Raw genomic sequence first — 25,332 nt, 5'->3', positions numbered from 1 at the left:
CCCCGCGGATCATCGGGCCCCAGGGCACGTGTGGGCGGCTGGCATCAGAGGTCCCGTTTCGAGCACAGAGAGTGAGATCCGCGTGTACGCCATCGTGCGCAGCGGTGGTCGCCAGCACAAGGTTGCGGTCGGCGACATCGTTGAGGTTGACAAGCTTTCCACTGCCAAGGTGGGCGACTCGGTAGAGCTCTCTACCCTGCTGCTCGTCGACGGCGAGTCCGTGACCAGCGACCCGTGGGTGCTGGCCGGGATCAAGGTCCAGGCCGAGGTCGTGGACCACCACAAGGGCCAGAAGATCGACATTCTGCGCTACAAGAACAAGACCGGTTACCGGCGTCGTCAGGGCCACCGCCAGCAGTACACGGCGATCAAGGTCACTGAGATCCCCACGGCTGCGAAGTAAGGGACTGAGGAGAGATGGCACATAAGAAGGGCGCATCGTCCACCCGGAACGGTCGTGACTCCAATGCCCAGCGGCTCGGCGTGAAGCGCTTCGGCGGTCAGGTCGTCAACGCCGGTGAGATCCTGGTCCGTCAGCGCGGCACCCACTTCCACCCGGGCTCGGGCGTCGGCCGCGGCGGCGACGACACGCTGTTCGCGCTGAACGCCGGCGCGGTGGAGTTCGGTACCCGCCGCGGCCGCAAGGTCGTCAACATCGTCCCGGTCGCCTGACCCAGGCCCCGCAGGACAGATCTTCCGCGAGGGCGGACCTCGACTTCCCGAGCCGGGAAGCGGGTCCGCCCTTCGCGCGTTACGCGGACAGGCACCGCGTCACGCACCCCGAAATTTCCGTACGTATCTGGAGGCACCCCCATGACCACCTTCGTGGACCGCGTCGAACTCCACGTCGCCGCGGGTAACGGAGGCCACGGCTGTGCCTCCGTGCACCGTGAGAAGTTCAAGCCGCTCGGCGGGCCGGACGGCGGCAACGGCGGACGCGGCGGCGATGTGATCCTCGTCGTCGACCAGTCCGTCACCACGCTGCTCGACTACCACCACAGCCCGCACCGCAAGGCCACCAACGGCCGCCCCGGCGAGGGCGGCAACCGCGCCGGCAAGGACGGGCAGGACCTGGTGCTGCCGGTCCCCGACGGCACCGTCGTCCTGGACAAGCAGGGCGAGGTGCTGGCCGACCTGGTCGGTCACGGCACCTCCTTCGTGGCCGCGCAGGGCGGACGCGGCGGCCTCGGCAACGCGGCGCTCTCCTCCGCCCGCCGCAAGGCCCCCGGCTTCGCCCTCCTCGGCGAGCCCGGGCAGGGCGGGGACGTGGTGCTGGAGTTGAAGACGGTCGCCGATGTGGCGCTCGTCGGCTACCCCAGTGCCGGCAAGTCCTCGCTGATCTCCGTACTCTCCGCGGCCAAGCCGAAGATCGCGGACTACCCCTTCACCACGCTGGTGCCCAACCTGGGCGTGGTCACCGCGGGCGCCACCGTCTACACCGTGGCCGATGTGCCGGGCCTCATCCCCGGCGCCAGCCAGGGCAAGGGCCTGGGGCTTGAGTTCCTGCGGCATGTGGAGCGGTGCAGCGTCCTGGTGCACGTCCTGGACACCGCGGCGCTGGAAACGGACCGGGACCCGCTCTCCGACCTCGACACCATCGAGGCCGAACTCGCCCAGTACGGCGGGCTGGACGGGCGGCCCCGGGTGGTCGTCCTCAACAAGATCGACGTACCGGACGGGCGTGACCTCGCCGAACTGGTCCGCCCCGACCTGGAGTCCCGCGGCTACCGCGTCTTCGAGGCCTCCGCGGTCGCCCATCTGGGGCTGCGTGAACTGTCCTTCGCGCTGGCCGAGTTGGTGACGCGGGCCCGTGAGGCGCGGCCGAAGGAGGAGGCGACCCGGGTCGTCATCCGCCCCAAGGCGGTCGACGACGACGGCTTCACCGTGACCCGCGAGGACGAGGGCATGTACCGGGTCCGCGGCGAGAAGCCCGAACGCTGGGTGCGCCAGACCGACTTCAACAACGACGAGGCCGTCGGCTACCTCGCGGACCGGCTCGCCCGCCTCGGTGTGGAGGACCAGTTGATGCGGGCCGGCGCCCGCAACGGCGACGGCGTCGCCATCGGCCCCGAGGAGAACGCGGTGGTCTTCGACTGGGAGCCCACCGCCATGGCCGGCGCCGAGATGCTCGGCCGCCGGGGCGAGGACCACCGCTTCGAAGCGCCCCGCCCCGCAGCCCAGCGCCGTCGCGACCGGCAGGCCGAACGGGACGAGGCACAGCAGGAGTTCGACGGTTTCGAGCCGTTCTGACGATTCCGTCCGGACGGGCATCTTCCGGGCCGACCGAGGCAACCATCCGTTGCGGCAGGGGGTCTGGCAGGGGGAGACGGGGCGGCTGAGGTCGGCCCGTCGCCGTCCGGGTCGTCGGGAGGGAGTCCTCCGGGCGCGGGCGCCGCACCATGACCCCCACGTCGACGGAGGAACCGATCATGAACGCGCGCACCAGGGCCGGCCGGCTGGGGCTGATCGCGGCGGTGGCGGTGACGCTCGCCGCGACCGCCCCCACGGCCTCCGCGGACACCCAACGCCCCGCCGGCCGCACCCTGGAGGACGACTTCAACGGTGACGGCTACGCGGACGTCGCCTTCGCCGCACCGGACGCCACCGTCGACGGTAAGAAGCAGGCGGGCTATGTGGCCGTGATGTACGGCTCCGCGGACGGCCTGAAGAAGTCGAGCCGGCAGGTCTTCAGCCAGAACGCGCCGGGTATGCCGGGCGTCGCCGAGCAGGGCGACGCCTATGGCAGCGCCGTCACCACGGCGGACCTGGACGGGGACGGCTATGCGGACCTGGTGGTGGGTTCGGCGGGGGAGAACGACGAGACCGTCGGCACCGACACCGGTTCGCTGGCCGTGATCTGGGGCGGCGCCAAGGGCCTCGCCACCTCGACGACCCTGCTGACCGGCACAGAGGCGTACGAGGGGATAGGCGGCAAGGTCGTCGCCGGGGACTTCGACGGGGACGGGCACCGGGATCTGGCGACGGTCTCCGGCTCCCACGATCTGAAGGTGCTCAGCGGCCCGTTCGGCCGGGACGGCAAGGCGGCCGGCACCCGGGTGGTGAAGGACGAGTTCGACAGCCGGATCCTTGACCTGGCCTCGGGCGACCTCAACGGCGACGGGGTCACCGACATCGCCGCGGCGATGAACGACGGCGACGAGTACGACGCCCGCCGGGTCGCCTACTGGCAGGGCACCAAGGGCTCCGGGCCCGCCCCGTACAAGGTCGTCACCAAGGCGGACGGGGGCCGGCTCCAGGGCGGGGAGAACCTCGACATCGGTGATGTGGACGGGGACGGCTTCGGCGACATCGTGGTGGGCCGGGCCGTCGACGGCTACGACAGCGACCTGGACACACCGCTCGCCAAGGGCGGCATGGTCACCTTCCTGCCGGGCGGTGCGGGCGGCCCCGATGTGAGCCGGGCGCACTCCTTCAACCAGGACAGCAAGGGCGTGCCCGGTGTCGCCGAGGCCGGGGACGGCTTCGGCGCCGGGGTGTCGGTGGGCGACATCGACGGCGACGGCCGTGCGGACGTCTCGGTCGGAGTGCGCAACGAGACCTTCGACAGGAAGAAGAAGGCCGGTGCGGTGGTCACCCTGCGCGGCTCCAAGTCCGGCCTGACCGCCAGCGGTTCGCAGGTCCTCAGCCAGGACACCCCGGGCGTCCCCGGCGTCGCGGAGAGCGGTGACACCTTCGGTACGGCGACGAAGCTGGCCGACACCGACGGTGACGGCAGGGCGGACCTGGTGGTGGGCGCTCCGGGGGAGAACGAGGAGGCCGGTTCGGTGTGGGTGCTGCCGTCCACCGCGTCCGGGGTGAACCCCAAGGGCTCGTTCACCTTCGGCGCGGGCACCCTGGGCACGGTCGCGGCCGGCGCCAAGCTGGGCGGCGCCTTCAACTTCTGAGCGTGCGCGCCCTGTTGGCGGGCGGCGGGGGTTCTGGCGCCCCGCCGGTCCGCCGGCAGGGCGGCCCCGCAGGCCGGTGCCGCTGCGGGTGACGGCCGGTCGACCCGGAGTCAGCGGGTCGGATTCCTCACAGGGCCTCCCCTGTGCGGTCCGTCACACAGCGGGGCCGGGCACCTCCGGTCAACGCCGGGCGTTGCCAGGGTGAATGACCGGTGGACCGCACCTGTGGGGGCCCCACCGCTCACCTTGCACGGCGGTAACCGTGAGTGAGACCATCGCCAGATCCCAGTCGCCCCAAGGTAGGTAGCCTGTGTCCGAGCACATAGCCACACCCCGAACCACCGCAGTGATCCTGGCCGGTGGTACCGGTCAGCGGGTGGGTCTGTCGATCCCGAAGCAACTGCTGAAGATCGCCGGCAAGGCCGTCATCGAGCACACGCTGACCACCTTCGAGCACGCGGACTCGGTCGACGACATCATCGTGCTGATGGCGCCGGGCTATGTGCCGGACGTGGAGAAGATCGTGGCGAAGGCCGGGTTCACCAAGGTGAGCCGGGTCATCGAGGGCGGCTCCACCCGCAACGAGACCACCGAGCGCGCCATCAGCGCCCTAGGCGAGGGCCTCGCCGAGGGCGAGGACCGCAATGTCCTCTTCCATGACGCGGTGCGCCCGCTGCTGTCGCAGCGCGTGATAGACGACTGCGTGGCCGCCCTCGACCGGTACCAGGCGGTCGATGTGGCGATCCCCTCCGCGGACACCATCATCGTGACCCGCACCCACGGTGAGGACGGCGAGTTCATCACCGACGTCCCGGACCGCTCCCGGCTGCGCCGCGGCCAGACCCCGCAGGCGTTCAAGCTGTCCACCATCCGCCGCGCCTACGAGGTGGCCGCCGGCGACCCCAACTTCCAGGCCACGGACGACTGTTCGGTGGTGCTCAAGTACCTGCCGGATGTGCCGATCCATGTGGTCGCGGGCGACGAGTACAACATGAAGGTGACCCAGCCGGTCGACGTCTTCATCGCGGACAAGCTCTTCCAGCTCGCGTCCAGCGCCGCCCCGGCCCAGGCCGGCGACGAGGCGTACCGGGAGCTGCTGGCCGGCAAGACCGTGGTGGTCTTCGGCGGCTCGTACGGCATCGGCAAGGACATCGCGGATCTCGCGGAGAGCTTCGGCGCCACGTCCTACGCCCTCGGCCGCTCCACCACCGGCACCCATGTGGAGAATCCGGAGGAGGTCGAGGCGGCCCTGTCGAAGGCGTACGCGGAGACCGGCCGGGTCGACTACGTCATCAACACCGCGGGTGTGCTGCGCATCGGCAAGCTCGCCGAGACGGACAACGCGACCATCGAGGAAGCCCTCAAGGTCAACTACCTGGCGCCGGTGCAGATCGCCCGCGCCTCGTACAAGTACCTCGCGGAGAGCAAGGGGCAGTTGCTGCTCTACACCTCCTCCAGCTACACCCGGGGCCGGGCCGAGTACAGCCTCTACTCCTCCACCAAGGCCGCCATGGTGAACCTCACCCAGGCGCTGTCCGACGAGTGGGCGGGCGACGGGATCCGGGTCAACTGCATCAACCCGGAGCGGACCGCGACGCCGATGCGGACCAAGGCCTTCGGCGAGGAGCCGGCCGGCAGTCTGCTCTCCTCGGAGGCGGTGGCGCGGGCCTCGCTCGATGTCCTGGTGTCCGAGCTGACCGGGCATGTCATCGACGTACGGCAGCTCGATCCGACGGCCGGTGCCAGCTCCGCGTCCGGCTTCGAGCAGGCGCTGGCGTCCGTTCTGGACCGTCAGGAGAGCGTGTAATACTGATTGGCCGTCATGGTCACAGGCCTCTGGGGGCGCCTCGGGGGCGCCGCCAGAGGCCTGTGTCGATTGAGGCGAGGTCTTCGCAAATGACGCATTCCACACAGAACCGGCACGACCCTCAGAAGTAGGTCCTCTGTGATAACCACCGCCATCCGCGTCGCCCGAGTGGGCAGTCGCACCGAGCTGGCCGCCGCGTTCCTCCTCCTCCTGGGATACCCGGGGATCATGGTGGCGGCTCTGGTGCCGAGCGTCGCCGGCTTCGCCGTCGCCGCCGCGACGACGTATCTGGCGGACAGATTCCTGCACCACCGGGGCAGCTATCTGATCAACCGGCTCGGCAAGGTCAGGGCGGGTCTCTCCATCCGCTTCCTGATCCGCGAGCTGCTGCTCATCCTGCTGCTGGCCCGGATGGACCTCTCCAGGACCCCGCTCTTCTACGGGGCCATCGCCTGCTTCCTGGTCTTCTACGCGTTCCAGGCCCCGCACGGCGCGATCATCACCCTGATCCGCAACCGCCGCCGGCTGCCGGTCGCCACCCGCAATGTGGACCTCTCCAAGGTCGGCATCCCGGACGCCCCGCCGCGCTTCCTCACCTCGCGGCCCGCCGAGAAGATGCTCCACCTCGACCTCTTCGCCGTCGTCGGGCTGCTGATCGCGGCCGAGACCGACGCCACCGTCTGGGGCTTCGCCGGGATCGCGGTCAGCCTGGTGCTGGGCCTCGGCTATCTGCTGGCGCTGGTGCCCTGGGTGCGCGGCGGACGCATCCCGCCGCGCGCCGAGGTGGTGCTGGAGCGGGTCGACGACTGGCTGCGCGAGTACCGCCCCGAGACGGTGCTCTACTTCTCCGGCTCCAGGGACTCCGCCTACCAGCTCAACATGTGGCTGGAGACCATGGAGCAGCTCGACACCCGCCCCCTGGTGATCCTGCGGGAGCGCGTCATCCTCAAGCGGATGGCCCGCACCGGCGTCCCGGTGATCTGTGTGCCCGGCGGCGTCCATCTGATGAACATGGACCTGTCCACGGTGCGCGTCGCCCTCTACGCCGCCAACGTCGGCAAGAACATCCACCTGCTGCGGGTGCCCACCATCAAGCACGTCTTCATCGGCCACGGCGACAGCGACAAGCTCGCCAGCGTCAACCCGTACAGCAAGGTCTACGACGAGGTGTGGACCGCGGGCCGGGCCGGGCGGGACCGGTACGCGCTGGCCGATGTCGGTGTCCGCGACGAGGACATAGCCGAGGTGGGCCGCCCCCAGCTCGCCCCCATCGCCCCCTGGACCGGCACCGTCCCCGAGGACCGCATACCCACCGTCCTCTACGCCCCCACCTGGGAGGGCTGGGACGACGACCCGGGCAACACCTCGCTGCTGCTGGCCGGGGAGAACATCGTCCGGCGGCTGCTTGCCGCCGACCCCGCGGTCCGCGTCCTCTACAAGCCGCACCCCTTCACCGGCACCCGCAGCGCCGCCGCCAAGGCCGTCCATCTGAAGATCACCGCCCTGGTCGAGCAGGCTGCCGCGCAGCGCGCCGCCGACCCGCGGTGGACCGCCGACCCCGCGGCCCAGGACTCGGCCCGCGCCGAACTCGCCCGTATCGAGGCCCGGTTGGACGAGCTGGCGGTCGGCGGCGAGGAGGGCGACGAGGCGGTCGCCTCCCGTGACGGGATGGCCGACCCGGAGCGCGAGGCCGAGGCGGGACGGCTGCGCGAGGAGTGGAACGCCGCCTACTGGCGCTCCTTCCCGAGCTGGGAGCACCGCGTCATCGAGGGCGCCGAGCCCCGGCTCTACGACTGCTTCAACGAGTCCGAGGCGATGGTCTCCGACATCTCCAGCGTGGTCTCCGACTTCATCGCCAGCGGCAAGCCGTACGCGGTGACCGACTCGGCCGAGCTGGGCGCCGAGGAGTTCAAACGGCAGAACACCGCGGTACGCGCCGCCGTCATCCTGTCCAACGGGGCGGGTGAACTGGACGCGCTGCTGGCCGCGGTGCGCGACCCGGCCGCCGATGAACTGGCCGCCGCCCGCGCCGAGTTGAAGGAGTACCTGCTCGGCCCCGACGAGCCGGCGTCCATGGTCCGCTTCAACTCCGCGGTGGACGCCCTGGCCGCCAAGGCCGAGGCGCGCAACGAGGGCCAGCTCGCGGCCGCCGAGCAGGTGCCCGCCCCGCGCCCGGCCACCGCCGAGCAGAGCACCCAGACCGGCACCGCCGTCACCTGAGCCCGGCGTCTCCTGCGCACTTCCTGGTCCCGCGGCCGTCAACCGGTCGCGGGACCAGGTGTTTTCCGCCCCGGCCGGTGTGTGTGGCACATCCCACAGCCCGAATCCGGCATTCGGGGGCAACGCGGCCCACCCCTCGCTCGTCTTGCAGGCGACCGGAGAACGAGGGGGACAGGTGCCGTGAGCGAACCCGATGTGACCGTGGTGATCGGCGCGTACGAGGCGATGCCGTATCTGACCAAGTGCCTGGACTCGGTGGCGGCGCAGAGCCTGGCGGCCGAGCGGATCGAGATCGTCGCGGTGGACGACGGCTCCACCGACGGGTCCGGTGCGTACCTGGAGGAGTTCGCCGCCCGCACCCCGATACCGATGCGCGTCGTCCGGCAGCAGAACTCCGGCGGCCCCAGCGGTCCCCGCAATGTCGGCCTCGGCCTGGCCCGGGGCCGCTGGGTCTTCTTCCTGGACGCCGACGACCACCTCGGGCCCGAGGCCCTGGAGCGGATGACCGCGATGGGCGACCGCAACGGCACCGATGTGGTGCTGGGCAAGGTCGTCGGCGTCAACCGGGGCGCCCCCAAGTCCATGTGGGGCCGCAATCTGGACCGTACCGATGTCTTCTCCTCCAACATCAAGTACACCCTGAGCGCCCAGAAGCTGTTCCGCCGCAGCATGTTGGAGCAGCACGGCATCCGCTTCGACGAGTCGCTGATCACCGGCGAGGACGCGCTCTTCACCCTGGACGCCTATCTGCGGGCGGACGGTGTCTCCGTCGTCGCGGACCATGTCTGCTACTACCTGGTGCGCCGCGAGGACGGCAAGCACGCCACCCGGGCCGGGGACCACACCCGGCGCTTTGAATCGGCGCGGGCGCTGATGGAGTTGATCGCCGCCAGGGTCCCGGCCGGGGAGCGGCGCGACCTGCTGATGGTGCGGCCCTTCGTGATCACGGTGCTGCCGCAGTTCGGCCCCGCCTTCCTCAAGCAGGACGAGGCCGTCCGCAAGCACAAGCTGGAGCTGGCCGCGCCGCTGCTCGCCGAGTTCTGGACGCCGGGCGTATCGGACCGGCTGAAGGTCAACGAGCGGCTGCGGCTGCACCTGGCCGCCGCGGGCCGCCCCGACCTGCTGGCCGATGTGATCCGCTTCGTGCAGAAGAAGAACACCCCGGAGATGGTGCTCGCCGGCCGCGGCGACCGCGTCTATCTGCGCTACCCGCACTTCCGCGACGCCAAGGCCGGCGTACCCGACTCGCTGTATGTGCCCACCGTGCGGGAGGCCGCGGTGGTCACCGGCACCGTGCCGCGCCGGGCGCAGCCGCGCACCGTGCGGGTGATGCGCCGGGTGGCCCGCCGTATCCTGCGCGGCTCCGGCAAGAGCAAGGGCCGCCCCGCGCCGGTCGCCGCGGCCTGAGCCATGGCTCCCCGCACCGTCCGGGACGGGTCAGACCACCTCGCTCTGGACCGCCAGGCCCTCGGCCTCCCGGGCGGCCATCCGCTCCTCGTGCGCGACCGCCTTCAGCCGCAGCGCCTCGGCCGCCCGGCGGAAGCGGACCACGGACGGCGGCTCGTCCGGGCCCAGCAGCCGCCGCTTCAGCTCGGCCCGCGCACCGATGAGCAGATCGAGCCGCGGATCGCGTACCGACGCCAGCAGCGCGGGCACCTCGGTCGCCTCGGGGGAGAGGACCGCGGCCGCCGCGGTGGTGGGGAAGGCCCGGCGGAACTCCTCCTCCGGCAGCCCGCTGGTGTTGGCCACCGCGTACGGCTTGCCGCTGGCGAGGTAGTCGGAGACCACGCTGGACACATCGCTCACCAGCAGGTCCGCCACGTCGAAGCAGGAGTACAGGGCGGGCCGGGGGCCGGTGATGATCTGGTGGGCGGTGGGCGGCAGCGAGGCCCAGTAGGCGTCCTGCCAGGCGACGGTGGCGGCCTCGACGGCGGCGGCCCGCCCCGGCTCGGGGGTGCCCTGCCGCAGCATCCGCTCCGCGTCGTCCGCGGCGGACCGGAACCCGGCCGCGGTCAGGCGGTCCAACTCCTCGGTACGGCGGGCGAGTTCGGCCGCCACGGCGGAGGAGGGGCGGTGGTCCTGGCCACTCTGGGCGGCCCGGATCATGGCCTGGATACGGGCGTCGGCGGCGCCCGCCCGCGGATCCACCGAGCCGGTCATCGGGTGCGGCTTGTACAGCAGCCGCACCCCCGGCTCGGCGAGCAGCGCCCGTACCAGGTGCTCGCCGGCGAGCACGATCGAGGTGTTGCCCGGATTGCCGTCCCAGCCCTCCCAGGTGGGGGCGTAGACCACGGTGAGCGGGGCGCCTTCGGCCGGGGGGCCCGCGTAGGGGCGGATGGTGTCCAGTTGGGGGCGGCCGATCTCCACCACGTCCCGGTCGTCGACGCCGACATCGGCCAGCGCGTACCGCTCCCGGGCGGCGGGACCGGCGACCCACACCTCGTCGTAGGCCTTGGCGTACGGGTTGCAGGAGGACAGCTTGTCGCTCTCGCCGTGGTTGACGAAGGCGTGCTTCATGGTGGGGATGCGCAGGATCTGGGAGGTCTTGCCGGAGTTCGCCGGGTGGATGAGGACCTTCAGCGCGCTGTGCTCCAGCCGCATCAGATGCGCCACTTTGGGCAGGCAGAGCACCGGGATGTCGGTGGCGGCGATCTTCTGCACCATGAAGCGCTCACGCAGCACGATCAGCGGCCGCCCCTCCATCTCGGCCAGCGGCCCCAGCCACATATTGGCCTGGTAGGCGGAGGAGGTGCCGCCGGAGAAGTACATGCCGACGGTGGGCCGGTAGTGCTCCAGCCAGGAGTCCAGCCACCGCAGTGCGGCCTCCTCGCCGAGCGGACGGCGCCCCGGGAGCAGCCGTACCAGCAGCATGACGAGACCGCCCGCGGCCAGTGCGACGGAGACCGCGACCCCGGCCTCGGCCCAATCGGTGCGGCCGGTGGCGGCGTTGAGCAGCAGTCCGGTGGTGGCGGGCAGGCCGAAGAGCAGTACCCGCTGACCGGGCCGGCGCAGCAGCAGTGAGGGCGGGGCGGGGGAGAGGCGCAGCGCGTCCGCGTCGATGTTGCGGGTGACGAACGGCAGGGTGCGGGTGCGGCGTACCAGGATGGCGGCGGCGTGGCAGGCCAGGTGCAGGGCGTAGTAGCACAACAGCCCTGCCACCGGCGGCAGTTCGAGCTCGTCGCCGGGCTGGAGCATCAGCAGGCCGGTCACCAGGAGGAAGTCGCGCAGCACCTGGCGGAGGGTGGCGTCGGCGCGCACCTTCCCCAGGGCCGACAGCAGGGGCCGCTGCCAGCGGTGCAGGATCCCTTCCGCGATCAGCCCGCTGGCGGTGCCCGCGGCCAGCAGCCCGGCGTGCGCCGTGAGGACGCCGGCGAGCTGGGCGGCGTAGGACGCCAACAGCAGTACGGGTGTGAGTAGTTGCACCCGGGCCAGTTGGCCTAGGCGACTCGTGGTCGACATAGAGGGTGGACTCCAGGGATGCGCGTGAGTGCGTGCGGGCACTTTATGCGGAACATAGCCATCCGTTGAACTGGGGGCTACACCCTGGTCAACGCGGGACCCCGCGGCCGGGTTATGGCCGCGGGGTCCGGGTGTGAGGTATGGGCCTGTTGGGCCCGGAATGCTCAGTTCTCGGAGAAGCGCTCGCGCAGCGGCCTCACCGGGGCGCCCGCGGGCCGGGGTTGCAGGGCGCGGCGCAACTGCCGGCCGACGACCCGGCGGGCCTTGCGGTAGACATCGGTCTCCGCGACCCGGGCGGGCACCCGCACCACGGCGGCCGGCCGGGCCGCCCTGGCCGCCTTCACGGCCTTGGCCAGGCGCTGTTCGAGCTGGTCGTTGCGGGCGGTCAGCTCTTCCAGCCGGGACTGGAGGTGGTTGATGCGTTCGCTGACGCCGCCCACCTCGGTCTCGGTCCAGGGGCGCACCGCGGGCGGCAGTGTGAGCCCGGCCATGCGCTCCTCGTAGGCGGCGCCCGAGTCGCCGTGGGTGAAGGTGTTGTGCAGCCCGTTGCGGTCCAGGAAGCCGGTGAAGCGGTCGAAGCGCTCCTTGTGGTTGCGGTTGAACGCGCCGAAGTCGGCCTGCTCGTACAGCTCCGCCGGGTCGAGTTCCGCGGTGGCGGCGGAGAGTTTGCGGTGCGGGATCTCGAAGTAGCGGGCCAGCTCCAGGGTGCGGGAGTCGCCGCAGAGGACGGTGGCGGGCACTCCGGCGAGCAGGGCGGCGATATTGCCGTGGATGCGGGAGCCGAACGAGAAGTCGTAGGAGCCCAGTTCACCGATCCAGGTCGCCGGGTCGAGGTAGACGCGGACCCGGCCGTCCCGGTAGAGGGGGTGGTCGGGGTGGGTCGGGATGGAGCCGAGGGCGCTGTTCGGGTCGGACATGTCCCGCCAGTGGAGCTGTCTGGCCTCGCCGATGTTCTGCCCGATGAAGGTGAGGTCGGGGTAACGCGCGTAGGTGGCCCGGACGATGTCGGGCAGGGCGCTGCTCTTGAAGGCGCTGTGCGAGCCGTTGACGGCGATCCGCGCGTCCCGGTCCAGCTCGCCGCCGTGGTCGATGCGCAGGGCGTCGCCGTTCATGAAGAGCGAGGGGCAGCCGATGACCTCGACATCGCGGAAGCCCATGTCCTTCAGATACCGCTCGGTGAACTCGCCGCGCACCCCGATGGTGGCGCTGCGGTCGAGCACCGCGGACACGAACTCCCTTACGGAGGGCTCTATTCGGGCCAGCCGCGCCGGGTTGTAGCCCACCCCGGTCTGGGCGCCCACCCCGAGCACCACCACCGGTATCCGCAGTCGGCCGATGAGCCGGGTGAGCCGCTTCAGGGAGGCCTCGAAGGAGGGGCGGAAGGCGTTGGCGAGGGGGATGACGAAGGCGTCGTACTCCTCGTTGATGCGTTCCGCCTGGGCCAGCCGGGACCGGATGCCGTTGGAGACGACCTCGGTGCCGGGCACGGTGAGGATCTTGTGCGAGGCGTCGCTGAAAATCAGGTTCCCGGCGTTGGTGGCGATGACGTCCCTGTGCAGCGCGTCCTCCACCGAGAGTGCGGTGAACGGGCTCTTGCCTGAGCGCAGGAGGACGCGCTTCGCGCCCGGTCCCCTCGTTGTCATGTCACAACCTTAGCTTTACTTAATCTTCAACTTCTACCGGTGGTCACCATGGCTCCACGCGGTCACCGCAGGCCCACGGGCGCGGTGGGCCACCCCCTTTCGACGCCTTTCCCCCGGTTCGGTCCACCGACTGAAACGCGGCGGCGGTCCGTAGTGGTCCTCCCGTAGATTGCTGACGACGGGAGAGGTCGATGGGTTGTATCCAGCACAGAATTGGAGACGTTCGTGCCCGCGGAAAGTGACGCAAAGCGGTCAGATCGGTTGATGACGGCGGGTCAGCGGGCGCCGCGTGCCGAGGTCGCCGAGGCCCGCCGCGTCGTGGTCAAGGTCGGCTCCTCCTCCCTCACCACCGCCGAGGGCGGCCTCGACGCCGACCGGGTCGACGCCCTCGTGGACGTCCTCGCCGCCGGGCGCGGAAAGGGCGAGCGCGAGATCGTCCTGGTCTCCTCCGGCGCCATCGCCGCCGGCCTCGCCCCTCTCGGCCTGCGCCGCCGCCCCACCGACCTCGCCCGGCAGCAGGCCGCCGCCAGCGTCGGCCAGGGCCTCCTCGTCGCCCGGTACACCGCCTCCTTCGCCCGCTACGGCACCCGCGTCGGCCAGGTCCTGCTCACCACCGACGACACCAGCCGCCGCGCCCACCACCGCAACGCCTCCCGCACCCTGGACAAGCTCCTCGCCATGGGCGCCCTGCCGATCGTCAACGAGAACGACACCGTCGCCACCGACGAGATCCGCTTCGGCGACAACGACCGCCTCGCCGCCCTCGTCGCCCACCTCGTCCGCGCCGACCTCCTGGTCCTCCTCTCCGACGTGGACGGCGTCTACGACGGGGACCCGGCACGCCCCGGCACCAGCCGCATCACCGAGGTCCACAGCCCCGCCGACCTCGACCGGGTGGACATCGGCAGCGCGGGCCGGGCGGGCGTCGGCACCGGCGGTATGGTCACCAAGGTGGAGGCCGCCCGGATCGCCGCCGCCGCCGGCATCCCCGTCGTCCTCACCTCCGCCAGCCGCGCCGCCGACGCCCTCGCCGGACGCGACACCGGCACCTACTTCCACCCCACCGGACGCCGCAGCGCCCACCGCCTCCTCTGGCTCCAGCACGCCTCCACCCCACAGGGCGCCCTCACCCTGGACGAGGGCGCGGTACGGGCCGTGGTCGAGGGCCGCAAATCGCTGCTGCCCGCCGGAATCGCCTCCGTGGAGGGCGAGTTCGCCGCCGGTGACCCGGTCGAACTGCGCGACACCGAGGGCCGCGCCGTCGCCCGCGGCCTGGTCTCCTTCGACGCCAAGGAACTCCCGCAGCTCCTCGGCCGCTCCACCCGCGAACTCGCCCGCGAGCTCGGCCCCGCCTACGAGCGCGAGGTGATCCACCGCGACGACCTGGTGGTGCTGGAGCAGTGAGCAGCCGGGGCGGAACCCCAACTCCCGTACGGGGAACGGGAGTCGGGTTCCGGGCGGCCGACTCCGTGCGGAGCCTCGGACTCCGGTCGGCGCCGGCGCACCGTCCGTAAACCAGTGCACCTTCCGTAAAACCGCCCCACGGCGGGCCGCGGGCTGCTCCACTTGCTGAAGTACCCGTCACAAGGCGCCGGCGCCCGCGGGGCGCCGACGGACCACGTGGTGCGAAGGAGGCAGCAGTGACACGTGTACGCCCGAGGCCGGCATCCCGACGTGAGGGCGGTCCGCCCCTGCGCGCCGTCCCCACCGACCTCGCGCCCGCCGCCGCACCCGGCACCACCGGTCCCACCGAGGCGCCCCGGCTGTGGCATGTGACGCTGAGCGTCGCCGGCCGCAGCAGCCCCCTCGACGAGGTCCGCCGCGGCCTGGAACAGCTCGCCCGCGACCACCCCTTCCTCCTCACCAGCCGCTACGCCGCCGACCACGCCGAGATCCGCTACTGGGAAGAGGCCCGCGACCTGCACGACGCGGCCGCCGTGGCGCTGCGGCTCTGGGGCGAGCACCGGCGCAGCGCCCGGCTCCCGCCCTGGGAGACCGTCGGCCTGGAGGTCATCGACCGGGACACCTACCACCAGCGGCTCAGCGAGGCCCCGGTGCCCGGCCCGGCCGGACCCGCGGCCCCCGTCGGCCCGCTCGGCGTCCGCCCTTTCTGACCGGCGTTCTGACCGGCGTCGACCGGCACTGACCGGCCCCGGCGGACCGCGCCCGCCCGCCGGCCAGGCCGTCTCGCGGTGTGGGACGTGGCCGGACGCGCTCCGGGCCGCGGACTACCCTTCCCGGCATGACGCCGCTCTCCGACACCACCCCCGGCTCGCCCTACGCCAAGATGTCGCCCGTCGCGCAGGCCGCCTACCGGTCGCAGGCCGCCGCCGCGGAGATCGCCCCGCTGCCCCGCGCCACCAAGGACGACGTACTGCTCGCCGTCGCGGACGCGCTGGAGGTCCGCACCGGCGAGATCGTCGAGGCCAACCAGCTCGACATCGCCAGGGCGCGGCAGGCCGGCACCCCGGACGCCATCATCGACCGGCTCACCCTCACCCCCGAGCGGATCCGCGCCATCGCCTCCGACGTCCGCGACGTGGCCGCGCTGCCCGACCCGGTCGGCGAGGTCGTCCGCGGCTCCACCCTGCCCAACGGCATCGACCTCCGGCAGGTCCGCGTCCCCCTCGGCGTCGTCGGCATCATCTACGAGGCCCGGCCCAACGTCACCGTGGACGCCGCCGCCCTCTGCCTCAAGTCCGGCAACGCCGTCCTGCTCCGCGGCTCCTCCTCCGCGCTGGAGTCCAACACGGCACTGGTACGGGTGCTGCGGGACGCCGTCGGAGGCGCCGGGCTGCCCGCGGACGCCGTGCAGGCGGTGCCGGGGGAGGGCAGGGAGCCGGTGCGCGATCTGATGCGCGCCCGCGGCCTGGTCGACGTGCTCATCCCGCGCGGCGGCGCCGCTCTGATCCGCGCCGTCGTAGAGGAGTCCACCGTCCCCGTCATCGAGACCGGCACCGGCAACTGCCATGTCTATGTGGACGCCGAGGCCGACCTCGACACCGCCGTGGCCATCCTCCTCAACTCCAAGGCGCAGCGGCCCAGCGTCTGCAACGCCGCCGAGACCCTCCTCGTCCACCGCGACATCGCGGACGCCTTCGTACCGCGCGCCCTGGACGCCCTCGCCGAGGCCGGCGTCACCGTCCACGGCGACCGGCGCATCCTCGACCTCGCCCAGGGGGCGAAGGCCACCGTCGTCGAGGCCACCGCGGAGGACTGGGAGACCGAGTACCTCTCCTACGACATCGCCGCCGCCGTGGTCGACTCCCTGGACAAGGCCGTCGAGCACATCCGGCTCTGGTCGTCCGGCCACACCGAGGCCATCGTCACCACCTCGCAGCAGGCCGCCCGCCGCTTCACCCGCCTGGTCGACTCCACCACCGTCGCCGTCAACGCCTCCACCCGCTTCACCGACGGCGGCCAGTTCGGCTTCGGCGCGGAGATCGGCATCTCCACCCAGAAGCTGCACGCCCGCGGCCCCATGGGCCTCACCGAGCTGACCAGCACCAAGTACATCGTCACCGGCGACGGCCACATCCGCGGCTGACCGGACGGCCCGCCCGTGGTCCGGCCGCCGTCTCGCCAGTCGGGAGGATGGGCGGACCGTCTGTCCAGAATGACCCGTCAGGTCTACTCTGGGTCCCGTGCCGGAGGACGTGGGGGGCACGCCGTCTGCGGACGGCCGGGAGCCCGATGACGACCACGGGATGGCGGACGAGGAGTTCGCCACCGTGGTCTTCGACGAGGACTTCGTACGGGCCGCCGCCTTCCATGAGCCCAGCGCCGTCGAGCGGCTGCTCGCCGCGGCGGAGGCCCGCGCCGAGGCCGAGGCGCACCGCTCCCGCTCCCACGGCAGCGGCCTCGAAGACGACCCGTACCCACCGCTCGGCCCCGACGGCCGGCCCCTGGACGGCGCCTACGACGAGGACGACCTGCTGCCCGAGGGGTACGGGCACGGCGGGCCCTCCCGCTGGCACCGGCCGGTGGCCTGGCTGCTGGCGCTGGTGATGGGCGTCGGCATGGTCGCCCTCGCCTTCGCCGCCGTCTACCGCGGCGCCTCCTCCGGCGGCCGACAGGACCAGGTCCCACCGCCCGCCAGCACCGAGGTGGAACGCACCAGCCCCGGTTCACCGCCCGCCGCCGACCCCACCCGCCCGCCGGTCTCCGCCGCCCCCGGCGTGAACTGACCCCGGAGCGGCTCCCGTTCGGCCCCGGCCCGGCCCCTACCCGACGCGGGCGCCGGAGCGCGATTTGGCGGACACCGCGCGTTCACCCGGCGGCAAGGGCACCTACCCTGAAGGCATGGGTGGGCCAGGGGACCCGCCGGACGGCCCCGAGGGCGCGTCCGGCGGAGGTGAGGACGAATACGGACCAGTGGTGTTCGACGAGTCGTTCGTCCGTGCCGCCCACCTCCAGGAGTCCTCCGCGCAGGAGCGGGTCACCGACCACGCGCCCGCGGTCCGGCCCCGCAGCCCGCGCCGCGGCTTCTCCTGGCAGGCCCTGATCCTGGTGGTGCTGATCGCCGCGGCCTTCGGCACCGCCGTCTACATGGGCGTCAACCGCCCCTACCAGCCGCCGCTCGCGGACCGCGTGGAGCCGCTGCGGATGACGGTCATACCCCTGGCCCCGCCCCGAGCGGTGCCCGGCGCCGACCGGGCCGCCGACCTCTACCGCCGCAGCCCCGCCGCCCGCTTCGCCTCCGGCGCCGCCGGCATCACCCCGCCCGCCCGCCACCGCACCGACCACTTCACCGACAGCCAGGTCACCGCCGCCGCCACCATCACCAAGGACTACCTCTACGAGTCCTCCCTGGACTCGCAGGTCGTCGGCGGCACCACGGTGCAGCCGGTACGGGCGCTGATCGACCCGCAGCAGCACACCCAGTTCGACCACAGCTTCCGGCACCCGGCCGCCGACGGACGGCACGCCCCCACCGGCTGGCTCACCCGCGTAGACCGGGCCACCGCCGTCCTCACCGGGGACGGCATCCGCGTCCGCGGCACCATCCGCCTCCGCGAGACCCGGACCCGGCTCCTGGAGGTCTCCTCCGACCACACCTTCGTCTACGCGCTGCGGCCCGCCCACGGCGAGGGCCGGGTGTCCCTGCTCACGGTGCGGCGCGAGATGGTCTTCCGCTTCGACCCGGACGATCTGCGGCTGCACCGGGCCGAGTTGGTCTCCGCCACCGTGCAGGCGGGCCCGCTGTCCTGCTCGGTGGACTCGGCGGACGCCCTCCGGCCGCTGCTCGCCGGGGAGAAGGCCAAGCCCGGCGGCCCCTCCACCGCCACCGACCCGTACGCGACCGGCGGCGCCGCCGAGCTGTGCGGCTCCCTCGCCCTCCGCGCCCAGCCCGCCGTCCCCGGCGACTGAGCGCCGGGTGTGCTCAGCCCGCTTCCGGCCCCGGCTCCCCGCGCCCGCCGGGTGCGTCCTCGGGGCCGTCGTCCGGCCCGGGGCGCCCGCGGCCCCCGGTGAAGCGGTCCCGGACCTTGCCGCCCAGATCGCCCGCGCCGCCCGCCAGATCCGACACCAGCTTCATCAGCGGGTCCTTGGAGCTGCGCACATCGCTCGCGTACGCCGCGGCGGACTGCCGGAAGGACTCGCCGACCGGTGTCTCCTTGTCCTCGTCGCGCCGCGGGTAGTGGCCCTCCATGATCCGCTGGAACTCCCGCGAGGTGCCCCACTTCCGCAGCTCGGCGGCGCGCACCGTGGCGAACGGATGCGTACGCGGCAGCACGTTGAGGATCTTCAGCACGGAGTCCCGCAGATCGCCGGCGGCCTCGTACTCGTCGGCCTGCTCCAGGAAGGCGTCCACGTTCATCTCGTGCAGATGGTTGCCGCCCGCGAGCTTCATCAGGCCCCGCATCGACGCCTGGAGGTCCTGCCCGGCCAGCAGCCCCGCCCGGTCCGCGGACAGCTCCGACTTGCGGAACCACTCCCGCAGCGCCGTCACGATCGCCAGCACCGCCATATTGCCCAGCGGGATCCACGCCACCCGCGTCGCCAGACTCGTCAGGAACAGCAGGATGGTGCGGTAGACCGCGTGCCCGGACAGCGCGTGGCCGGTCTCGTGGCCGATGACCGCCCGCATCTCCTCCTCGTCGAGCAGCTCCACCAGGCCCGTGGTGACCACGATGATCGGCTCGTCCAGGCCGATGCACATCGCGTTCGGCTGCGGGTCCTGGTTCACATACATCGGCGGGACCCGCTCCAGGTCCAGGATGTGGCAGGCGTCCCGCAGCATCTCGTGCAGATGCGGGAACTGCTGGTCCGAGACGCGCACCGAGTCCGAGAGGAAGAGCAGCCGCAGACTGCGCTCCGGCAGCAGACCGCTCAGCGCCTTGAAGACCGTGTCGAACCCGCTCAGCCGCCGCAGCGCCACCAGCGCCGAACGGTCCGCCGGATGCTCGTACGCCCGCGAGGAGATACCCGGGAAGCGCGTACGCCGCCGCCCCGGCACCCGTTCCGTGCCCTCGCTCCTACCGTCGAACTCGCTCTTACCGCCGTCGGACTCGCTCATGACGCCCCCCGCACCTCTCGCAGCTCCGCCCCGGTACGAGGCCCGGCCGGTATCCGGACCCCTCGGGCACCGTCCAGCCTAGGCGGTGCCCGGTGAATCCGGCACGGTCCCCGAGTCCCGGCGCCCCCGACTCACAGGGCGACCCCCGCGCGGAGTTACCGTTGCCCGGCAGCCCGACCGGTCGGCGCCCCCGCGGCCGGCGGGACGAACGAAGTCCGAGGAGCACCCCATGGCGCCACTCATCGCGGCCACCGCCGTTCTGGCCGGCTCCGCACCGGCGGCCCAGGAGCACGGCGCGGGCACCCTGCTGCGCACCGTGCTGGTGGTGGCGATCGTCGGCGCCGCACTGCTCGCCTGGTTCCTGCTGCGCGGCTACCGCGGCGACGGTGACGCGGATCCCGCCGCGGGCCCCGCCTCCGACCCTGCCTCCGGCGCCCGCGAAGCCGACGGCGCCGAGGCCGAACGCCGGGGCACGACAACCGAGTCGGGGTGAACCGCCGCAGGGCCCCCGCATACGATGGGCCGGAAAATCCTCCGCCCGACCCCACCACCGGATAGGTCCTGCCGACGATGAGCCTCCACAGCACCGCTGCCCAGCTCGCCACTCTCGCCTCCGAAGGCACCGAGGGCGGCGGCAACCACGAAAGCCTGAGCCCCTACCTCACCGGCGGCGGCGCCCTGTTCGCCCTGCTTCTGCTGCTGTGGATCACCACCCGTTTCAACCGCGACCGCTGAGCCCGCTCCCGGATCCCGCGGGCCCTGCCCGCCCAGGGCGCCGCGCCGGGCCGGTAGGGTCTGCACGCATGGGAGAGCAGGACATGCCTACCGGCCCGGTGCACACGGGCAGGCGCCGTCTCGGCGTGATGGGCGGAACGTTCGACCCGATCCACCACGGGCACCTGGTGGCGGCCAGTGAGGTGGCCTCGCTTTTCGCGCTCGACGAGGTGGTGTTCGTCCCCACCGGGCAGCCCTGGCAGAAGAGCCACAAGGAGGTCTCCCCGGCCGAGGACCGCTATCTGATGACGGTCGTCGCCACCGTGGAGAACCCGCAGTTCTCCGTCAGCCGTATCGACATCGACCGCGGCGGACCCACCTACACCACGGACACCCTGCGCGACCTCAAAGCGCTCAATCCGGACACCGACCTCTTCTTCATCACCGGCGCCGACGCCCTCGGCCAGATCCTGACCTGGCGCGACACCGACGAACTCTTCGGCCTCGCCCACTTCATCGGCGTCACCCGCCCCGGCCACCCGCTCGCCGACCCGGGTCTTCCCGAGGGCGGCGTCTCACTGGTCGAAGTCCCGGCCCTCGCCATCTCGTCCACGGACTGCCGGGCGAGGGTAGCTGCGGGCGAACCGGTCTGGTATCTGGTGCCGGACGGTGTCGTGCGCTACATCGCAAAGCGCAACCTGTACCGCGGCATCTGAGCCGGGAGGGGCACCCTGTGAACGACCGATACGACGGATACGGCGGGTACCCGGCCGAACAGTACGAACTGGTCGGCTACGACGAGTACGGCCAGCCCGTGTACCGGCAGGCACCCCCCAGACAGCAGCAGCCCCAGCAGGACTACGGCCCCCACCACGGCGGCCAGGACCAGTACGGCCACGACCCGTACCGGGGCACCCGCGCCCACCAGGACCCCTACGGCAACCCGCCCCAGCCGAACCCGCCGCCGAACCCCCAGCCGAACCCTCCGTACGGCGACCGATACCAGGGCAGTCACCAGGGCGGGCAGTACCCGGACAACCGCCAAGCCGGGCGGTACTCGGGCGGTCATCACCCCAACTCCCCGTATCCGGACGCCACTTACCCCGATTCCGGGTACCCGGGCGATCCGTACGGCGGCGGCCACGACACCGGGCAGCAGCCGCCCGTACCGCCCGGCCCCGCGCCCTACGACCCGTACGGCCCGGCCGCCGGCACCGGGCAGCAGGCCGCCTATGGGGGCGGTCCCCCCACCGCTGAGCAGACCGCGCACATACCGCAGCAGTACAGCCCCGTCCCCGGTGACGGAGGTGAACCCGGCTACCGCACCGAGCAGTTCGCCTTCGTGGAGGAGCCCGACGAGGACTCCGAGGACGTCATCGACTGGCTCCAGTTCACCGAGAGCCGCACCGAGCGCCGCGAGGAGGCCCGCCGCCGCGGCCGCAGCCGCCTGATCGCCATGGTGGTCGTCCTCGCCCTCTGCCTCACCGGCGGCGCCGGCTACCTCTGGTACACCGGCAAGCTCCCCGGCCTCGGCCAGGGCGGCGGCGCCGGCTCCGCGGAGGCCACCGGACCGCAGAACCGCGACGTGATCGTCGTCCATCTGCACAACACCCGCGGCGGCACCTCCACCGCCCTCCTGGTCGACAACACCACCACCAAGAAGGGCAGCACCGTACTGCTGCCCAACTCCCTCTCCCTCACCGACGACGACGGCGGCGACACCACCCTCGGCAAGTCCGTCGCCGACGACGGCACCTCCGGCACCCGGCAGTCCCTGGACACCCTCCTCGGCACCGACATCCAGGGCACCTGGCGCCTCGACACCCCCTTCCTGGAGAACCTGGTCCAGCTCCTCGGCAACGTCGACGTCGACACCGACACCGACGTACCCGACCCGGCCGCCAAGAAGAAGGGCGGATCGGCCCTGGTGAAGAAGGGCAAGGAGCAGACCCTCAGCGGCCGGATGGCCGTCGCCTACGCCACCTACCGGGCCCGGGGCGAGTCCCCCAACGCCCAACTCGCCCGTTTCGGGCAGGTGATGCAGGCCGTCCTGCGCAAGATGCCCTCCGACGCGCACGGCGCCACCGTCACCGTGCAGTCCCTCGCCCAGATCCTCGAACCGCCGCTCACCGAGAAGGACTTGGGCGCCTTCCTGGCCAAGCTCTCCGACCTCGCCAAGGGCGGCGACTACAAGACCGCGATGCTGCCCGTGCAACCCGGCGGCACCCTCAGCCGGCAGGCCACCGACAGCGTCGTCAAGGACCTCCTCGGCGGCACCCTCAAGGCACCCGAGAAGGGCTCCGCCCTCCGCGTCTCCGTCCAGAACGCCGCCGGCACCAAGACCGCCCCGAACGACGCCCGGGTCGAACTCCTCAACGGCGGCTACAGCTATGTGAAGGGCGGATCCGCCGACGCGCCCCGCGCCGCCTCCGAGGTCCGCTACGCCGACGCCGGGCACAAGGAGGACGCGGCGGAGGTCGCCAAGACCCTCGGCCTGCCCACCCGGTCCGTCCGCAAGGGCGAGGTCCCGTCCAACGCCGATGTCACCGTCGTCCTCGGCCAGGACTTCCACCGCGGCGGCGGACAGTAGTACGGCAGCCGCGCGCCCGCCCCGGAGCCGGGGCGGGCGCACCGGTGGAAAACCCGTCCGGGGCCGTCGGCGGTCCGTGAGACCCTGGGAGGCACCATCCGCGCGGCCGCCGCTCGGCCGCGCGCCCGCCCCTTCCGACCGAAAGCCGCCCAGTGACCGCAACGGACCGTTCCATCGAGCTCGTCAACGCCGCCGCCCAGGCCGCCGCCGACCGGCTCGCGCACGACATCATCGCCTACGACGTCAGCGACGTACTCTCCATCACCGACGCCTTCCTGCTGGCCTCCGCCCCCAACGACCGGCAGGTCAAGTCCATCGTCGACGAGATCGAGGAGCGGCTGACCAAGGACCTCGGCGTCAAGCCGGTACGCCGCGAGGGCGACCGCGAGGCCCGCTGGGTCCTGCTCGACTACGTCGACATCGTGGTCCACGTCCAGCACAGCGAGGAGCGCGTCTTCTACGCGCTGGAGCGCCTCTGGAAGGACTGCCCCGAGCTGGAGCTGCCCGCCGACGCCCTGGCGACCCGCGGCAAGAGCGCCGAGCACGAGCAGCGCCGGCAGGCCGCAGAGGAGGCCGGGGACCTGCGCGAGCTGGGCGGAGAGCTGCGTTGAACGGCCACCGCGGCCGTCGCATCATCCTCTGGCGCCACGGGCAGACCCTCTGGAATCTGGAGCGCCGCTTCCAGGGCTCCACCGACATCCCGCTCACCGAGGCCGGACTCGGCCAGGCCCGACGCGCCGCCCGGCTGCTCGCCTCCCTGAAACCGGACGCGATCATCGCCTCCGACCTGGGCCGGGCCGCCGCCACCGCCGCCGAACTCGCCGCCGTCACCGGCCTGCACATCACCCACGACGAGGCCCTGCGGGAGACCTACGCCGGAGTCTGGCAGGGCCTCACCCACGAAGAGATCATCACGCTGCACGGCGAGGAGTACACGGCCTGGAAGCGCGGCGAACCGGTCCGCCGGGGCGGCGGCGAGCTGGAGTCCGAGGTCGCCGACCGGGCCGCGCCCGTGGTCCTGCGGCACACCGAGAAGCTCCCCGAGGACGGCACCCTCGTCGTGGTCAGCCACGGCGGCACCATCCGCACCACCATCGGGCGGCTGCTCGGCCTCGACGCCCGGCACTGGGAGAGCCTCGGCGGCCTCTCCAACTGCTGCTGGTCCGTCCTCGGCCAGGGCGCCCGAGGCTGGCGCCTGCTCGAACACAACGCGGGCACCCTGCCGGAACCGGTCCTCGGCGACGACGTCTGAGCAGCAGCGATCCCCGGCCGTCCAGGATTTCACTTTCCGGCAGCGCGCAGGCTAAAGTTCCTCTTGTTCGCCCCGCCGAGCGGGACGGAACACCAGGCGGCTCCGGTCGCGTGGCACGAGGGGCTATAGCTCAGTTGGTAGAGCGCCTGCATGGCATGCAGGAGGTCAGGAGTTCAATTCTCCTTAGCTCCACGAGTGCGAGGGCGATCTGTATCCGCGGGAAGCGCGGGTCGGGTCGCCCTCGTCGTATGTGCGCGGCTTCGCCGCGGGCGAGGGCTTCGCCACCCGCGGCCCCCCTTTCCGGTGGCGCGCCGTCAGATCCGGGCGCTGCCCAAGTCGCGGGTGCCGGGCGGGAGTTCGGCTTCCGGACGCCCGGTCCCGGTGTCCGTCGCCCGAGGATCGCGGATGGCGGGAAGGGAACGTCGGCGCCGCTGCCCCGGACGCGCGGCCATGGCAGAATCGGACGACCGGTCGGGGGCCGAGTCCAGGCACCGGAAGGCCCGGCGGGAGGGAGAGACGATGCCGGACAGCATCATCGCGGAGGACGGGCACCTCCCCGACGTGCTGCACAGACCGACAACCGCCCCCCGCCCACCCGCCGCCGAACCGCCCGTCCCCGGCACACCCCGCACCCCGCGCGAGACCACCCTGAGCTGCCCGTCCTGCGGCTCCGGCCATGTGGCGCAGATGCTGGGTGACAACGGCGGCGTCTCCTACGTGTGCACGGCCTGCGGCCACACCTGGAGCTGAGCCATGGGCGCACACAGACGGAAGTGCGACTGGTGCCGCCGGGGCACCCCCATCGTCCGCGACATGGAGCCGGTCAACTCCGAGTACCAGTACTGGTGCGAGGAGTGCGCGCGGGCGCTGATCATAAAAGGCGACCCCATCGAGACCTACCGCGAGTTGGAGGGCGAACCCATCTACGGACGCCTTCTCGACGAGCACTGCACCCTCAAACGCTTCTACTCCTTCGCCACCGCCTGACCCGCTCCGGCCCCACCCCGGCCCCACCGGAAAGGATTTGGTGGAGCACGGGGGTGACCGTGTAATGTTGGCGTCGCCGCCGGGGAGACCAGGCGGAATGGGGCTATAGCTCAGTTGGTAGAGCGCCTGCATGGCATGCAGGAGGTCAGGAGTTCAATTCTCCTTAGCTCCACGAGTGCGAGGGCGATCTGTATCCGCGGGAAGCGCGGATCGGGTCGCCCTCGTCGTATGTGCGCGT

The 25,332-nt window shown here is 72.1% G+C and carries 23 protein-coding genes and 2 tRNA genes; 22 read left to right on the top strand and 3 right to left on the bottom strand.

The genetic code is table 11. The annotated features are described in order from the left end of the window. The first annotated feature begins 82 nt into the window (after positions 1-82). The 7 genes from rplU to ACFVST_RS02965 all read left to right on the top strand — a co-directional run bounded on the left by rplU (position 83) and on the right by ACFVST_RS02965 (position 9,339). Positions 83-403, top strand: coding sequence for a 50S ribosomal protein L21 (gene rplU / locus ACFVST_RS02995; RefSeq protein ID WP_390146245.1), 321 nt, complete (start codon positions 83-85; stop codon positions 401-403). Between the two features lie 14 nt (positions 404-417). Then, a complete protein-coding gene (rpmA, locus tag ACFVST_RS02990) occupies positions 418-672 on the top strand; it encodes a 50S ribosomal protein L27 (RefSeq protein ID WP_390146244.1) in 255 nt (84 codons plus the stop codon). 141 nt (positions 673-813) lie between these two features. Next, complete coding sequence (obgE, locus tag ACFVST_RS02985) at positions 814-2,250, top strand: GTPase ObgE (RefSeq protein ID WP_390146242.1); 1,437 nt, start codon at positions 814-816, stop codon at positions 2,248-2,250. 179 nt (positions 2,251-2,429) lie between these two features. After that, positions 2,430-3,905 (top strand): FG-GAP and VCBS repeat-containing protein, encoded by a 1,476-nt coding sequence (locus ACFVST_RS02980; RefSeq protein ID WP_390146240.1) that lies wholly within the window; start codon positions 2,430-2,432, stop codon positions 3,903-3,905. Between the two features lie 310 nt (positions 3,906-4,215). After that, on the top strand, positions 4,216-5,712 hold the full coding sequence (locus ACFVST_RS02975) for a D-ribitol-5-phosphate cytidylyltransferase (RefSeq protein WP_390146238.1): 1,497 nt from the start codon (positions 4,216-4,218) through the stop codon (positions 5,710-5,712). Between the two features lie 138 nt (positions 5,713-5,850). Then, the gene (locus ACFVST_RS02970) at positions 5,851-7,932 is read left to right on the top strand and encodes a hypothetical protein (protein WP_390146236.1); all 2,082 of its coding nucleotides are present in this window, start codon (positions 5,851-5,853) and stop codon (positions 7,930-7,932) included. Between the two features lie 180 nt (positions 7,933-8,112). Continuing rightward, the gene (locus ACFVST_RS02965) at positions 8,113-9,339 is read left to right on the top strand and encodes a glycosyltransferase family 2 protein (protein ID WP_390146234.1); all 1,227 of its coding nucleotides are present in this window, start codon (positions 8,113-8,115) and stop codon (positions 9,337-9,339) included. A 30-nt stretch (positions 9,340-9,369) separates the two neighbouring features. Here the strand turns inward: ACFVST_RS02965 and ACFVST_RS02960 are convergent, their stop codons facing one another. Further along, entirely contained in the window at positions 9,370-11,391 is a 2,022-nt protein-coding gene (locus ACFVST_RS02960) for a hypothetical protein (RefSeq protein WP_390146232.1), read from the bottom strand. A 164-nt stretch (positions 11,392-11,555) separates the two neighbouring features. Next, entirely contained in the window at positions 11,556-13,034 is a 1,479-nt protein-coding gene (locus ACFVST_RS02955) for a polysaccharide pyruvyl transferase family protein (protein WP_390146230.1), read from the bottom strand. Between the two features lie 264 nt (positions 13,035-13,298). Here ACFVST_RS02955 and proB point away from each other — a divergent pair, with 264 nt between their 5' ends. From proB to ACFVST_RS02930, 5 genes are all read left to right on the top strand, one after another. Then, positions 13,299-14,438: a glutamate 5-kinase gene (gene proB, locus ACFVST_RS02950; protein WP_390146228.1), complete on the top strand. Its 1,140-nt coding sequence runs from the start codon at positions 13,299-13,301 to the stop codon at positions 14,436-14,438. 236 nt (positions 14,439-14,674) lie between these two features. Then, entirely contained in the window at positions 14,675-15,148 is a 474-nt protein-coding gene (locus ACFVST_RS02945) for a hypothetical protein (RefSeq protein WP_390146226.1), read from the top strand. Between the two features lie 128 nt (positions 15,149-15,276). After that, positions 15,277-16,581: a glutamate-5-semialdehyde dehydrogenase gene (locus ACFVST_RS02940; RefSeq protein ID WP_390146224.1), complete on the top strand. Its 1,305-nt coding sequence runs from the start codon at positions 15,277-15,279 to the stop codon at positions 16,579-16,581. Between the two features lie 97 nt (positions 16,582-16,678). Next, a complete protein-coding gene (locus ACFVST_RS02935; protein ID WP_390146222.1) occupies positions 16,679-17,221 on the top strand; it encodes a hypothetical protein in 543 nt (180 codons plus the stop codon). A gap of 115 nt (positions 17,222-17,336) precedes the next feature. Further along, positions 17,337-18,404 carry a hypothetical protein gene (locus tag ACFVST_RS02930; protein WP_390146220.1) on the top strand — a complete coding sequence of 356 codons (1,068 nt, stop codon included), beginning with the start codon at positions 17,337-17,339 and terminating at the stop codon, positions 18,402-18,404. Positions 18,405-18,417: 13 nt separating this feature from the next. Here the strand turns inward: ACFVST_RS02930 and ACFVST_RS02925 are convergent, their stop codons facing one another. After that, positions 18,418-19,551 (bottom strand): M48 family metallopeptidase, encoded by a 1,134-nt coding sequence (locus ACFVST_RS02925; RefSeq protein WP_390146219.1) that lies wholly within the window; start codon positions 19,549-19,551, stop codon positions 18,418-18,420. Positions 19,552-19,780: 229 nt separating this feature from the next. Here ACFVST_RS02925 and ACFVST_RS02920 point away from each other — a divergent pair, with 229 nt between their 5' ends. The 10 genes from ACFVST_RS02920 to ACFVST_RS02875 all read left to right on the top strand — a co-directional run bounded on the left by ACFVST_RS02920 (position 19,781) and on the right by ACFVST_RS02875 (position 25,266). Then, complete coding sequence (locus ACFVST_RS02920; RefSeq protein ID WP_390146217.1) at positions 19,781-20,044, top strand: hypothetical protein; 264 nt, start codon at positions 19,781-19,783, stop codon at positions 20,042-20,044. A 77-nt stretch (positions 20,045-20,121) separates the two neighbouring features. Further along, a complete protein-coding gene (locus tag ACFVST_RS02915; RefSeq protein WP_390146216.1) occupies positions 20,122-20,286 on the top strand; it encodes a hypothetical protein in 165 nt (54 codons plus the stop codon). Between the two features lie 68 nt (positions 20,287-20,354). Next, complete coding sequence (gene nadD / locus ACFVST_RS02910; protein ID WP_390146215.1) at positions 20,355-20,981, top strand: nicotinate-nucleotide adenylyltransferase; 627 nt, start codon at positions 20,355-20,357, stop codon at positions 20,979-20,981. Positions 20,982-20,998: 17 nt separating this feature from the next. Beyond that, on the top strand, positions 20,999-22,855 hold the full coding sequence (locus ACFVST_RS02905) for an LCP family protein (RefSeq protein WP_390146213.1): 1,857 nt from the start codon (positions 20,999-21,001) through the stop codon (positions 22,853-22,855). Between the two features lie 152 nt (positions 22,856-23,007). Then, on the top strand, positions 23,008-23,466 hold the full coding sequence (gene rsfS / locus ACFVST_RS02900) for a ribosome silencing factor (RefSeq protein ID WP_390146211.1): 459 nt from the start codon (positions 23,008-23,010) through the stop codon (positions 23,464-23,466). Beyond that, complete coding sequence (locus ACFVST_RS02895) at positions 23,463-24,107, top strand: histidine phosphatase family protein (RefSeq protein ID WP_390146210.1); 645 nt, start codon at positions 23,463-23,465, stop codon at positions 24,105-24,107. The genes rsfS and ACFVST_RS02895 overlap by 4 nt, the downstream gene beginning before the upstream one ends. A gap of 119 nt (positions 24,108-24,226) precedes the next feature. Beyond that, a tRNA-Ala gene (locus ACFVST_RS02890) sits at positions 24,227-24,299 on the top strand. Between the two features lie 327 nt (positions 24,300-24,626). Further along, complete coding sequence (locus ACFVST_RS02885) at positions 24,627-24,857, top strand: hypothetical protein (RefSeq protein ID WP_390146208.1); 231 nt, start codon at positions 24,627-24,629, stop codon at positions 24,855-24,857. Between the two features lie 3 nt (positions 24,858-24,860). Next, positions 24,861-25,094 (top strand): hypothetical protein, encoded by a 234-nt coding sequence (locus tag ACFVST_RS02880; protein ID WP_390146206.1) that lies wholly within the window; start codon positions 24,861-24,863, stop codon positions 25,092-25,094. A gap of 99 nt (positions 25,095-25,193) precedes the next feature. Next, positions 25,194-25,266 (top strand) — tRNA-Ala (locus ACFVST_RS02875). Positions 25,267-25,332 lie beyond the last annotated feature (66 nt).

It is taken from the genome of Streptomyces sp. NPDC058045, assembly GCF_042885635.1.
Taxonomy (GTDB): domain Bacteria; phylum Actinomycetota; class Actinomycetes; order Streptomycetales; family Streptomycetaceae; genus Streptomyces.
Note: the sequence above shows the minus strand (reverse complement) of the source record. Positions and strands in the feature narration are given on the sequence as shown.